Below are 12,957 nucleotides of genomic sequence, written 5' to 3' on the forward strand. Positions count from 1 at the left end.
TGCCGAGCACGGGAGAGCGGACTGTTTCAGTAAGCCAGCGCCTTTGCGACTCGTGACGTGATGGGCTTGCGGAGCACGTCGGCGAGCCACAGGCTCGTCTCGTGCAGGGCATCGGGATCGATGCCCGTGCGGATGCCGAGCCCGGTCAGCATCCACACGAGGTCGTCGGTGGCGAGGTTGCCCGTCGCCGATCTCGCGAACGGGCAGCCGCCGGTCCCCCCGGCGGCGGCGTCGAAGATCCGCACGCCCTCCTCCAGCCCGGCGTAGACGTTGGCGAGGGCCATCCCGTAGGTGTCGTGCATGTGCAGCGCGAGCGAGGCGACGGGGATGCCGTCGGCCGCGAGCGCCCGCACGCTCGCCCGGACCTGGCCCGGGGTGGCCACGCCGATCGTGTCTCCGAGCGAGAGGTCCTCGATCCCCCAGGACCGCATGGCCTGCGCCAGACGCACCACCTCGCCCACGGCGACCTCCCCCTCCCAGGGGTCGCCGAAGACCATCGATAGGTAGCCGCGCACGCGCACGCCGTCGGCCTTCGCGCGCTCGGTCACCTGTACGACGGCGCCCTCCATCCGCTCGCGGGAGGCGCCGAGGTTCTCGCGCGAGAACGACTCGGTGACGCTGAGGAACACGGCGATGTCATCCGCGCCGGCCGCACGCGCCAGCTCGTAGCCGCGCACGTTGGGCACCAGCACGGGGGTGCGCGCAGGCAGGCTCTTCACCTGCGCGAACACCTCGGAGGAGTCGGCCATCTGCGGCACGCGGTCGGCGCGTACGAAGCTGCCGACCTCGATCACCGGCGCCCCCGCCGCGGCGAGGCGGCGGATGAGCTCGACCTTCGTGGTGGCGGCGACGAGGGTCGGCTCGGCCTGCAGGCCGTCGCGCGGGGAGACCTCCCAGATCTCCACGGCGTCGGCCAGCCCCGGCTGGTCCGCCACGGCGGGCAGCCCCAGTTCGCGGGTGGTGGTCATCGCCCCGCCCGCAGCTCGGCGAGCACCGTCTCGGCGACGTCGGCGCGCACGGCGCGGCGCTCGACGAGGGCGGCGGCCACGGCATCCACCTCGTCGCCCGCAGCGCCCGCCGCGACGGCGACGTTGCGGGCGTGCAGGCCCATGTGCCCGCGCTGGATGCCTTCGGCGGCGAGCGCCCGGACCGCCGCGACGTTCTGAACGAGGCCGATGGCGGTGACGATCTCGGCGAGCTCGCGCGCGGTGGTCGCCTCGGTGAGGGCCACGGCGGCGCGGGCGGCCGGGTGCGACTTGGTGGCGCCGCCGACCAGGCCCACCGCCATGGGCAGCTCGAGGGTGGCGACGAGGTTGCCCTCGGCGTCGCGCTCGAAGCGCGAGAGGGCGCGGTACTGCCCGTCGCGGGCCGCATAGGCGTGGGCACCCGCCTCGACCGCGCGGGTGTCGTTCCCGGTGGCGAGGACGACGGCGGAGATGCCGTTCATGATGCCCTTGTTGTGCGTGGCCGCGCGGTAGGGGTCGTCGTAGGCGAGATTCGCCCCGAGCACCATGTTCGCCACGACCTCCTCGCCGCCGATCTCCTCGGGGCGGATGACCACGCGCACGCGGGTGAGGCGCAGGTCGGCGAGGTTGGTGAGGATGCGCAGGAGCGAGCGGCCGCCGGCGATCTCGGCCAGGCGCGGCGCGATGGCCTCGGCCATGGTGTTCACGGCGTTGGCGCCCATCGCGTCGCCGACGTTCACGACGAGATGCACGACGAGGTGATCGTCGAGCAGGCCGTGCACCGTGCGCACGAGCAGGTCGCGGGCCCCGCCGCCGATCTCGACCAGGCGCGGGTCCTGCTCGTCGGCGAGGGTGAGGATCTCGTCCTTGGCCTCGATGAGGCGGGCACGCGCGCCGTGCGGGTCGGCGACGTCGAGCAGCTGGATCTGAGCCTGCATGATCGGCTCGGTGGAGGTGGCGAACACGCCGCCGGTGGAGCGCGCCATGCGGGCGATGTTGGAGGAGGCCGCCACGACCGAGGGCTCCTCGGTGGCCATCGGGACGATGACCTCGCGGCCGTTCACGATGAGGTTGGTCGCCACCCCGACGGGGATCCCGATCTGGCCGATGACGTTCTCGATCATGCGGTCGGCCTGATCGTCGCCGAGACCGCGCCCTTCGAGATCGCTGAGGTCGATGTCTGCGCCGATCGCGTCGACGACGCTCGCACGGCGCTGCGCGATCGTGAGATTGCGCAGGCCGCTGAGCCGGGATGTGGTGGTCACGGTGCTGTCCTTCCTGGGCGACGTCCGCGTCGCCCAGGAAGCAAGTCAAATGACCCGAACCCTCGTTCAACAGGTTCGTGAGGAACATAGTGAGGGACACGAGTATGTCCGGCCGATACGGCATCCATCGACGGATGGGATGATCGAAGCATCATGTCTGCGCCGCTGGATCCGTCCATTCACTCCGTTGACGGCGCGAAACCCGATCCGGACGCCGTGTACGCGGCGTTCGCGGAGTGGGTCGAGTCCACCGGCATCTCGCTGTATCCCGCGCAGGACGAGGCGCTCATCGAGATCGTCTCGGGGCAGAACCTGATCCTGTCCACACCCACCGGCACGGGGAAGTCGCTCGTGGCGATGGGCGCACACTTCGCCGCCCTCTCCGAAGGTCGCCGCACGTATTACACGGCCCCCATCAAGGCGCTGGTGAGCGAGAAGTTCTTCGCCCTCGTCGACGTGTTCGGGGCGGACAGCGTGGGCATGGTCACGGGAGACTCCTCGGTGAACGCCGAGGCACCGATCGTGTGCTGCACGGCGGAGATCCTCGCCAACCTCGCCCTGCGCGAGGGGCCGGATGCGGACGTCGGTCAGGTCGTCATGGACGAGTTCCACTTCTACGGAGACCCGGACCGGGGATGGGCGTGGCAGGTGCCGCTGCTGACCCTCCCCCAGGCGCAGTTCGTGCTCATGTCGGCGACGCTCGGCGATGTCAGCACGCTCGCTGAAGACCTCACTCGACGCACTGGGCGCGAGACGGTCGTGGTCACCGGGGTCGAGCGGCCGGTCCCGCTGCACTTCCACTACGAGACGACGCCCATCCACGAGACGATCGACGAGCTGCTGCACACCGACCGCGCCCCGGTCTACGTCGTGCACTTCGCGCAGGCCGCCGCCATGGAGCGGGCGCAGGCGCTGGCCAGCGCCAAGGTCGCCACCCGCGAGCAGCGCGACGAGATCGCCGCCCTCATCGGCGGGTTCCGCTTCACCACCGCTTTCGGCAAGACCCTGTCGCGCCTGCTGCGGATGGGCATCGGCGTGCATCACGCCGGGATGCTGCCCAAGTACCGCCGCCTGGTCGAACAGCTCGCCCAACGCGGACTGCTGCGCGTCATCTGCGGTACCGACACCCTGGGCGTGGGGATCAACGTCCCCATCCGCACCGTGCTTCTGACCGCGCTGACGAAGTTCGACGGCACCCGGATGCGCCAGCTCAACGCCCGCGAGTTCCACCAGATCGCCGGGCGTGCGGGTCGCGCCGGGTTCGATACCGCCGGCACCGTCGTCGCGCAGGCGCCCGAGCACGAGACCGAGAACCTCGCCGCGATCCGCAAGGCGGGCGACGACGCGAAGAAGAAGCGCAAGATCATCCGCAAGAAGGCGCCCGATGGCTTCGTCTCCTGGGGCGAGCCGTCGTTCCAGAAGCTCATTGTCGCCGAGCCCGAGACCCTCACCTCGCACATGCGGATCACGAGCGCGATGATGCTCAACGTGATCGCCCGCGGCGGCGACGTGTTCGGAAACATGCGGGCACTGGTATACGACAACCACGAGCCCCGCGCACAGCAGCGGGTGCTGGCGCTGCGGGCGCTCGGGATCTACCGGACGCTGCGCGCATCCGGGGTCGTGGAAGACGGGCCGGACGGCATCCGCCTCACCGTCGACCTGCAGCCGAACTTCGCCCTGAATCAGCCGCTGTCGCCGTTCGCGCTGGCGGCGTTCGAGCTGCTCGACCCGGAATCGCCGTCGTTCGCGCTGGATGCGATCTCCATCGTCGAGGCGACGCTTGACGATCCGCGCGCCGTGCTCTCGCAGCAGCAGTTCTTGGCACGCGGCGAGGCCGTGGCCGCGATGAAGGCGGAGGGCATGGAGTACGACGAGCGCATGGAGGCGCTCGAAGAGATCACATACCCGAAGCCGCTGGACGAACTGCTGAGCGCGGCGTTCGAGACGTTCAGCGCCTCCCAGCCGTGGATTCGCGACTTCGAGCTGCGGCCCAAGTCGGTCGTGCGCGACATGTACGAACGTGCCATGTCATTCGGGGAATACGTCGCGCAGTACAAGGTCGCCCGCTCGGAGGGCGTCGTTCTCCGCTACCTCTCCGATGCCTTCCGCGCCGCCTCGCAGACGATCCCGGAGCACCTCAAGACCGAAGAGCTGCGCGACCTCATCGAATGGCTCGGGGAGCTCGTCCGTCAGGTCGACTCCTCCCTGCTCGACGAGTGGGAGCAGCTGGTCTCCGGAGGCGGCCCCGTCGACCATGACGACGAGCCGATCGTGCCACCCGCTCCGAAACGACTGACCGGCAACGTGCGGGCGTTCCGCATCCTCGTGCGCAACGAGCTGTTCCGTCGGGTGCAGCTCGCCGCGAGAGAGGACATCGACGCACTGGCCGCGCTCGATCCCGAGCTGGGAGCCGAGGGTTGGGCCGACGCGCTGGATGCGTACTTCGCCGAGCACGACGAGATCATCACCGGGGCGGATGCGCGAAGCACCGTCCTGCTCGTCCTCGAGGAGTCGGGTCGCACCTGGCACGCGCAGCAGATCCTCGACGACCCGGCCGGCGATCACGATTGGCGCATCTCCGCGACGGTCGACCTCGACGCCTCCGACGAGGCCGGCGAGGCGGTCGTCTCCGTCACATCCGTCCACCGCCTCTGACCGCGAGACGACGACGCCGTCCCGAGACAGCGGAATCCACCCGGGGTTTCGGAACGGCGTCGTCGTCTCGTGGGTAGCGGCTGCCGGGCCCCGCGCCCCGCGCTCAGCCCTGCATGACGGCGAGGACGTTTCCCGCGGGATCGCGGAACCAGGCGATGTCGGGGCCGTGCTCGCCGCCGCGCACGATCCCGCGCTCGTCGGAGGGGAACTCCTCGTCGCTGTATATCTTCGTGTCCACCCCGCGGGAGATGAGGTCGTCCACCGCAGCCTCGATGTCGGGCACCGGGAAGTTCAGGATCGTGAAGCTCGCAGGCTCGTGGTTCGGCTTCGGATAGACGAAGACCGATCCTCCGTTCGGAAGCCGCAGGTCGAGAAACCCCATCGGATCGACCGAGACGTCGAGTCCGAGCGTGGTTCCGTAGAACTCGCGTGCCGCATCGATGTCGTCGACGCTGAAACCGCTGAACGCACCATCCACTGCGAAGCCCGACATGCCTCCAGCATCCGCCGATCGAGCCGCAATGTCGAGACTCCGCTGACCTCGTTCCGCCGAACGCCTTCGCGTGCCCCGATCCGCCCTCCGTGCGCCCGCACCGGGCGGATCGGGGCACGTGAGTCGGCGGGTCGCGCCGCGCGGGCCCGCGGCGTGCCCCCCCCCCCCCGCCCCACCGCTGACGGCGAGACGACGCCTCCCTTCCGAGCGGCGGAATCCACCCGGGGTTTCGGAACGGAGTTGTCGTCTCGCGGATGGGATGGGGAAGGAGCGCAAGGCGGGATGCGCCCAGTAGTGTGGGTTCGCGGGCCGCAGGCACCGGTCGCGAAGGGGGATGCACATGTCGGTTGGACTGCTCGCCGTCGTCGACGACATCCTCAGCGCCGCGCTCAAGGCCTCGGCGAAGTCGGCCGCGGTCGTGGTCGACGACGCCGCCGTCACCCCGCAGTACGTGCAAGGCATCACGCCCGCGCGCGAGCTGCCGGTCGTGGGGAAGATCGCACTGGGGTCGATCGCGAACAAGTTCCTCATCATCATTCCGCTCGCGCTGCTGCTCACCGCGTTCGCGCCCTGGGTGCTGCCGTATCTGCTCATCATCGGCGGCTCGTACCTCTGCTTCGAGGGCGCCGAGAAGGTGCTCGAATGGTTCGGAATCCACCACGGAGGCGAGGAGGACGGCACGCGCGACGAGAAGCGGCTCGTGCTCGGCGCCGTGCGCACCGACCTCATCCTCTCCACCGAGATCATGCTCATCTCCCTGTCGAACCTCGACGACGACATGGGCATCCCGATGACGCTGGCCGTGCTCGCCGTGATCGCGATCGTGATGACCGGCGTTGTCTACGGCGCCGTGGCGCTGCTGGTGAAGATCGACGACATCGGCCTGAAGATGGCCAAGGACGACAACCCGCGCGTGCGCCACACCGGAGCGCGCATCGTGCGGTCGATGCCGGCCGTGTTCCGCGTGATCAGCGTGATCGGCACCGTCGCGATGCTGTGGGTCGGCGGGCACCTCGTGCTCGCGAACCTCGGCGAGGTCGGAGTGGTGTTCTTCTCCGACATGCTGCACGGCATCGAGCATCTGCTCGCGCCCGCCGGCGCCGTGGTCGCCTGGGTCGGCGAGACGCTCGTCTCGGCCATCGCAGGGCTCGCCTGGGGCCTTGTGATCGTCGGCATCGTGATGCTCATCGCACGGCTCTTCGGCAAGAACCCCTCATTCCACGAGGGCGGCGAGTCGCCGCAGGCCGCCAAAGCGTCCGGAGCCGCCCCCGGTCGTTGACCGCGCTGCGCGCCTCCGCTCATCGCCCGGGTCGAGCGGGCTCTTCCACCGCCACGCGCGTGACGGGCAGGGCCTCGGGATGCTCGCGCTGCAGCCACGTCACGATCGACTCCCGCAGGTGGCAGCGCAGCGTCCACTGGTCGTCGGCATTGGCTGCCGAGATCTTGAAGCGCACCGTCACCCGGCCGCCCTCGGCACCGGTGACGAGCACATTGGCCGAACGGCCGTCATACTCCGGCGCCGCCTCGATGATCTCGGTGAACTTGGCACGCAGCTCATCGATCGGCACCCGCCAGTCGAGGTCCATGTAGACGGTGCCGATGATCTTGTCCGAACGTCGGGTCCAGCTCTCGATGGGTGTCTTCGTGAAGTAGGTGCACGGCAGGATGAGCCGCCGCTCGTCCCACACGTCGACGACGACGTACGAGAGGTTGATCTCACCGATCCGCCCCCACATCCCTTCGACGACGACGATGTCTCCCACGCGGATCGAGTCGGTGAAGGCGATCTGTAGGCCGGCGATGAGGTTGCCCAGCGTCGACTGCGCGGCAAGGCCCGCGATCACGCTGACGATGCCGGCCGAGGCGAGCAGGCTCGTGCCGACGGCCCGCACCTCGGGGAACGAGAACAGCACGATCCCCAGTGCGACGACCCCGATCGCGACGATCACGAGCCGGTTGATGATGGTCAGCTGCGTACGACGGCGACGACCCTGCACCGTGCTCACATCACCCGCGACGCTGCGCAGCATGAGCCGGCTCATCCCGAACGAGACGAGCGTGGCGAGCACCCACGCACCGCTGAGGATCGTCGCGATGAGGAACACCCGCTCGGCAACCGGCCACCAGCCCTGCCCCGCGGGAAGCGTGAACGCGCACGCGATCCACAGCCCCACGACGAGGCACAGCACCGAGCCCGGGATGCGCAGGTTCCGCTCCATCTCAGCCAGCCATTCGCGTCGGCGAGCGAGTCGGGTGAGCGTGAACCGCACGGTGATCACGATCGCGGCCGCGGCGACCACGGCCAGCAGCACAGCGACGAACCAGCCCAGCCACGACTCCCACTCCAGCAGTGGATCGGTGTTCGTACCCATTCCCTCAGCCTACGACCCGTCCCTCTCCGTCCAAGGTCGCAGGGCGGTCACGCGCTGATCGCGAGGCATTCGCCGGTCGCCGATTCCAGCCGGAACGGCCCACCCGAGCCGGGGAGCACCACCCGATCGCCGTGCAGGAGCCGTCGGCGGCCTTCGACATCGCAGAACACCGTCCCGTCGGCTGCCATCGCGATGAGCTCGACGCCCACGCGCACCAGCGCAGGGGCGTCGGGCGTGGGAAGCCGCGTGATGGCCGTGCGTCCCGCGTGCACCGCGTCGAGGATCGCTTCGGGGCTGCGCTCCTCCGCGGCCACCCACGTCACCGGTGTACCGGGCAGGTATTTCAGCTCGGGGCTGTGGTAGTCGCTGCCGCCGAGCAGCACGGCATCGCGGCGCCAGCGTGCGAGCAGCGCCCAGGGTGCGGTGGCTGTCGCCTCGAGGAACCAGCTGACATGCCACAGTTCGAGGGCCGCGGGCAACGCATCCAGCGGATGCTGCCATGCCCAGTCGCCCTGCAGCGGATGGTTGATGCTGAGCAGGCCACCGCGCTCGGCCGCCTCGGTCACCCAGCGGTGCGCGGGTTCACGGAAGTCGATCCAACCGATCTCGCCGAAGGCATTCGCGTGACCGTGCGGGGTCGTCACCTCCTGGCCGGGGAGCAGCGTGATGCCGTGCGCGGCACCGACGCCGTCGAGCAGCGGATGATGCGAGACGGTGTTGTGCTCGGTGACGGCGAGGAAGTCGAGCCCGTTGCCGACGGCGAGCGCGGCGAGCTCGCCCAGCGACTGCGCACCGTCGGAGTGCGTCGAGTGCGCGTGGAAGTCTCCGGCGAACCAGGTGAGCCCCGCCGGAGCGGGAAGGTTGCGCGCGCTCGCTCGCGGCGCATCCGGCCGCGGTGCGCCGAGGGGTTCGTCAGGGATCGCGGATCGTGCGGGCGTCTCGATGACGACGGTGACATCGACCGGCTCGACCGGCATCTTGTACAGGCCGAGTTGCACGCTCCACTCGCCCGGTTCCAGCGGCCCGGGCACGTACCCGGGGGTAGCCGCGTCGGCACGGATGACGAATGACGAGCGGGCGCCGCCCGACCATCCGCGCCAGCCGTCGGTGCCCTCGCATCCGAGATCGATCACGGCGGCATCGCGGTCGTACGAGAGCGTCACCTCCACGCTGTCGTCGCCGGCGCCGATCTCGAACGGGATGCCGATGACATCGTTCTCGAAGGCGTCGTCGCGGCCGAGCCTCAGCGTGTGCCGGGTGGTCGTCATGTCATCCGTCCTCTCGATCGGTCCAGGTCGTCGCCTTCACGATGCCTTCCTCCTCCAGGGCCTCGCGCCACTGCGCGTCGCGCAGCAGGCGGGCCTCCCAGGAGCGCATGATCCCGGCGTCGCCGGGCACGGCGTCTTCCGCCGACGGGTGCACGAAGAACTCGCTGGTCCCCTCGGGTACGAGCGTCAGCTGCCCGATCATCGCGTCGAGGAACGCGTCGTACGAGCCCCACTCGGCGGCCGTGCCTCGATTCGTGAGGATGCTGTCGGGAAGCGGCACTCCGAGCCGGTCGGCGGCGGTGATCGCCCGCTCGTGGGCGACGGCGAGCGCGGCGGGCAGCGGTTCTCCGATGTACGACGTGGGATCTCGCGGCAGCCGGAAGGCGAGCGCGTGCTGCGCGCACCACGGGAGCACATGCTCCAACCAGGGGCGACCATCCAGTCCATAGAGCGCCCCGGCGTGCGCGTCGGCGACGACCGGATGCGCACCGCGTTCCACGAACCAGGCGTGCTGGGCGTCGAGCTCGGCGATCACGGTGTCGATGGAGACGCCGGCGAGCGCTGCCGGGTCGGCGGGCAGAAGACCGTCGTCATCGGCCGGGGCACCGCTCAACGGCGCCCAGCCGGTGCCGACGTCGCGGGTGAGAGCAAGGTGCGCGTGCGGCACGGCGTCCATTCCTCGCAGCGCATGCACGGCGTCGTCCGCGGCGGGGGCGACGGCGAGCAGTGTCGCAGCGGTCACGCATCCGTCGGCGAACAGGCCGAGAATCGCCTCGTTCGTCGCGGAGTCGCGGCCCAGGTCGTCGGCCGTGATCACGAGCCGCCGCGTCATGATTCCCCCTCGACGCGCACCGGGGGCGCATCCTCCGGCGGCCCCTCGGCGTCGGCCCGGTCCGCCGGCGGCTCCGGAACCTGCAGGAAGCGCGCGGCGATCGCGCCCACCGTGGTGAACACGAGCGGATACGCGCAGAGGTATACCCGGAACGCCATACCCGGGTCGGATCCGGGCGCATCCCCCGACTCGTATCCGAAGAACAGCGCCAGCGAGGCGAGCGCGAGGCCCGTGACGATCGAGTTCAACCGTCCGAAGAAGCCGAAGGCCGAGAGGAACAGCCCCTCGCGGTGCTCGCCGTTGGTCTCGGCATCCGCATCGAGCACGCGCACGACGATGAGGTCGTTCGTCGCGAGCATCCCTGACCATCCGATGCCCACGAGCGCTCCGGCGCAGATCGCCGAGACGAGATCGAACGCGAAGAACAGCGCCACGAAGCTCAGAGCCAGCACGGCGAAGGCGAGCCGCCAGGTGCGCAGCGCTCCCCAGCGGGCGACGAGGCGCGTCCAGCCCACCAGTCCCGCCGCGGCGACGACGATCACGGCGGCCTGCAGATACAGTGCCATCGCCACCGGCAGACCCAGCGAGTACTTGACATACAGCTGGAGCCCCGCGAGCACGATGGCCATCGCGATGCCGTAGCAGGCCCCGATGAGGCCGACCTTCCAGAACAGCGGGTTGCGGACGATCGAGCCGATGCTCGACCACAGCGGTGGACGGACCAGCGTCGAGTATCGCGGATTCTCGCGCGCGCTGAGCGCCATGAACCAGATGACGGCGACGGCGATGGATCCGTAGATGATCGCCGTCGTGGTGAAGCCGACCGTGGTGTTCTCCGTGCCGAACACGCTCGTGGTGAGCAGTGGCGTCAGCGCGAGAGAGATCACCAGCGCGACGAGCTGGAAGCCCTGGCGCAGGCCGTTCGCCACGGCGCGCCTGCGCTCGGTGGGGTAGAGCTCGGGCAGCAGCGCACCGTAGTTGGCGTTGAGCATCGAGTCGAACGCCTCGCACAGGATCGCGAAGACCGCGAACCACAGCACGAGGCCCAGGCCGTCGAGCGACGCCGGTGCGGAGAAGAACGCGATCATGCACGCGGCCAGCAGAGGCGCGCCGATCATCAGCCACGGCCTGCGCCGCCCGAACCGGGTGCGCGTGCGGTCGGAGAGGTACCCGAGGATCGGGTTGTCGATCGCATCCATCACCGCGTAGATCACCATGACGACCGCGTACGCGCGCACGTCGAGGCCGAGGATGTCGACGTAATAGAGGATCATCGACCCTTTGATCATGTTGATCGGGATCGAGGTGCCGAACATGCCGATGGCATAGCGCCACGGCGCCGTCGCGCGAGTCCCCATCGCCTCTGTCACGGGGCAAGCCTAGGTCAGAACACCGAGCCCCGCCCCCGGTCGTTGCGCCGGGAACGGGCAGAGGGCGCACAATGGAGGCATGGGACTGTTCACGCAAGGACCCCAGCACCGCAAGGACGAGTGGGCGGGGCTGCCCTCCGAGCCGTATGAACCCGAGGGCGTCGAGGATGTGCTCGGCACCGTTCCCGCCGCCGACCCGTCGAACCTCGGCATGGGCGAGCTGGCCGATGCGGAGGTCACGACGATCGACATCCCCCTGCCGCCCGCGTCCGACGCATCCGGATCCGCGGGGGACTGACCGCGGTCACTGCGGAGGTCAGGACGGGGTGAAGTCGACGCGGATCACCCAGACGACCACTTCGCGGGTGCCGTCGGTGATCTGGATCCAGATCTGCGGGGCGGTGAGCTGGGCGTAGAGGTCTTCGTGGAAGACGGTGCCCGACAGATCCCATTCCAGCGCGCACGGCCCGCTGTCACCCAGGCAGTCCGCTCCCGCCGACGGGTCGAGCGCGAGGGGTGCGACTCCTCGCTCATACGGATCCTCCACGTGCAGGATCGCGCGCACATCCGCATCCGTCGCGGAGTAGCCGACGAGCGTGGCGGCGATCGAGGCGGTGACGTTCGAGGTCGTCGTGCCGAGATCCGTGATCAGCGCCGTCGTCCCGCCCAACGGGAACGGCTGATCCATCCCGCATTCGACGGCATCGACGAGCCCGTCCATCGACGGCGCGAGCGCCGTACACGGATCCGCCGCTTCGGGTTCCGGCGACGACTCGCCGGCCGCGCCCGCGGAAGGCGAGTCGTCGACGGCGCCGGGGTCGCCGGACTCCGCAGGCGCGCATCCCGCCATCGACAGCGCCAGCGCACCGGCGGCGAGCGCGACCGCGGCCCGCATCGCCACCCACCGGTTCGCAGCCATCGTCACCGCCTCCTCGGTCGTCTCACGTGCGTTCCCGACCCTACGTCGCCGCCCCGTCCCTCCCGGTCACGGATTCGCCGCGGGGAGCCACGTGCGCGACGCGCCCGGCCGCCGCGCACGCCGCCGTTACGGTGGAGGGATGACCATCACCGCCGCCGCAGACGGCTCCGCGCTGGGCAACCCGGGTCCCAACGGCTGGGCCTGGTACATCGACGAGCAGAACTGGGCGGCAGGCGGATCACCGCACGGCACGAACAACCAGGGCGAGCTGCGCGCGGTGCTCGAGCTGCTGCACGCGACCGCCGGCACCGACGACGACCTGCGCATCCTGTGCGACAGCAAGTACGTGATCGACTCCATCACCAAGTGGATGCCCGGATGGAAGCGCCGCGGATGGCGCAAGTCCGACGGCGGCGCCGTGCTCAACCGCGACCTCATGGAAGCGCTGGATGCGGCCATGCAGGGTCGTGACGTGCGCTTCGAATGGGTCAAGGGACACGCCGGGCACGATCTCAACGAGGCCGCCGACGTCCGCGCGAACGCCGCGGCGAAGGCGTATCAGCAGAAGTCCGAGCCCGACCGCGGGCCCGGGTTCACGGCCGGTCGCGCGAGTCCGCAGCCCGCGGCCCCGGCTCCCGTCTCAGCACCCCGATGGGCCGAGGCGATCGACCTGCTCGCCGGCCTCGACGCCGAGGACGACGCACCCGTCGAGGTCCGTCTCACGCTCACCCCCGCCGAGCACGCCCGTCTGCGCGGCCGCGCCGCGGCGCAGGGCCTCTCGCTCGACGAAGCTCTGCGCCGCCTGATCTGACGCC

At 70.0% G+C, this 12,957-nt stretch carries 12 protein-coding genes; 4 read left to right on the forward strand and 8 right to left on the reverse strand.

What is annotated here, in order from left to right; genetic code table 11:
- Positions 1–26 precede the first annotated feature (26 nt).
- A complete protein-coding gene (locus BKA02_RS04590) occupies positions 27–968 on the reverse strand; it encodes a hydroxymethylglutaryl-CoA lyase (protein WP_179431718.1) in 942 nt (313 codons plus the stop codon).
- Positions 965–2,230, reverse strand: a complete 1,266-nt coding sequence (locus BKA02_RS04595; protein WP_179431720.1) for a hydroxymethylglutaryl-CoA reductase, degradative — start codon at positions 2,228–2,230, stop codon at positions 965–967. Before BKA02_RS04595 ends, BKA02_RS04590 begins: the two co-directional genes overlap by 4 nt.
- A 153-nt stretch (positions 2,231–2,383) precedes the next feature.
- On the opposite strand from BKA02_RS04595, the gene BKA02_RS04600 reads away from it, so the two are divergent.
- Positions 2,384–4,888: a DEAD/DEAH box helicase gene (locus BKA02_RS04600; protein WP_179431722.1), complete on the forward strand. Its 2,505-nt coding sequence runs from the start codon at positions 2,384–2,386 to the stop codon at positions 4,886–4,888.
- A 103-nt stretch (positions 4,889–4,991) separates the two neighbouring features.
- Here BKA02_RS04600 and BKA02_RS04605 read toward each other — a convergent pair whose 3' ends face one another.
- A complete protein-coding gene (locus BKA02_RS04605) occupies positions 4,992–5,381 on the reverse strand; it encodes a VOC family protein (RefSeq protein WP_179431724.1) in 390 nt (129 codons plus the stop codon).
- A 340-nt stretch (positions 5,382–5,721) separates the two neighbouring features.
- Between BKA02_RS04605 and BKA02_RS04610 the strand changes: the two genes are divergently transcribed.
- A complete protein-coding gene (locus BKA02_RS04610; RefSeq protein WP_179431726.1) occupies positions 5,722–6,660 on the forward strand; it encodes a DUF808 family protein in 939 nt (312 codons plus the stop codon).
- A 19-nt stretch (positions 6,661–6,679) separates the two neighbouring features.
- Here the strand turns inward: BKA02_RS04610 and BKA02_RS04615 are convergent, their stop codons facing one another.
- From BKA02_RS04615 to BKA02_RS04630, 4 genes are read right to left on the reverse strand one after another with little or no spacing between them, the layout of a single operon-like run.
- Positions 6,680–7,753 carry a mechanosensitive ion channel family protein gene (locus BKA02_RS04615; RefSeq protein ID WP_179431728.1) on the reverse strand — a complete coding sequence of 358 codons (1,074 nt, stop codon included), beginning with the start codon at positions 7,751–7,753 and terminating at the stop codon, positions 6,680–6,682.
- Positions 7,754–7,800: 47 nt separating this feature from the next.
- Positions 7,801–9,021, reverse strand: coding sequence for a CehA/McbA family metallohydrolase (locus BKA02_RS04620; protein ID WP_179431730.1), 1,221 nt, complete (start codon positions 9,019–9,021; stop codon positions 7,801–7,803).
- A gap of 1 nt (position 9,022) precedes the next feature.
- Positions 9,023–9,853 (reverse strand): ChbG/HpnK family deacetylase, encoded by an 831-nt coding sequence (locus BKA02_RS04625; protein ID WP_179431732.1) that lies wholly within the window; start codon positions 9,851–9,853, stop codon positions 9,023–9,025.
- Positions 9,850–11,223 carry an MFS transporter gene (locus BKA02_RS04630; RefSeq protein WP_343045349.1) on the reverse strand — a complete coding sequence of 458 codons (1,374 nt, stop codon included), beginning with the start codon at positions 11,221–11,223 and terminating at the stop codon, positions 9,850–9,852. The genes BKA02_RS04625 and BKA02_RS04630 overlap by 4 nt, the downstream gene beginning before the upstream one ends.
- A 79-nt stretch (positions 11,224–11,302) precedes the next feature.
- Here BKA02_RS04630 and BKA02_RS04635 point away from each other — a divergent pair, with 79 nt between their 5' ends.
- Positions 11,303–11,521 carry a hypothetical protein gene (locus BKA02_RS04635; protein WP_179431734.1) on the forward strand — a complete coding sequence of 73 codons (219 nt, stop codon included), beginning with the start codon at positions 11,303–11,305 and terminating at the stop codon, positions 11,519–11,521.
- Positions 11,522–11,539: 18 nt separating this feature from the next.
- On the opposite strand, the gene BKA02_RS04640 is transcribed toward BKA02_RS04635, so the two are convergent.
- A complete protein-coding gene (locus tag BKA02_RS04640) occupies positions 11,540–12,142 on the reverse strand; it encodes a hypothetical protein (RefSeq protein WP_179431736.1) in 603 nt (200 codons plus the stop codon).
- Positions 12,143–12,281: 139 nt separating this feature from the next.
- Between BKA02_RS04640 and BKA02_RS04645 the strand changes: the two genes are divergently transcribed.
- Entirely contained in the window at positions 12,282–12,953 is a 672-nt protein-coding gene (locus BKA02_RS04645) for a ribonuclease H family protein (protein ID WP_179431738.1), read from the forward strand.
- Positions 12,954–12,957: the final 4 nt, after the last annotated feature.

Origin of the sequence: Microbacterium pseudoresistens (genome assembly GCF_013409745.1) — a bacterium.
GTDB lineage: Bacteria > Actinomycetota > Actinomycetes > Actinomycetales > Microbacteriaceae > Microbacterium > Microbacterium pseudoresistens.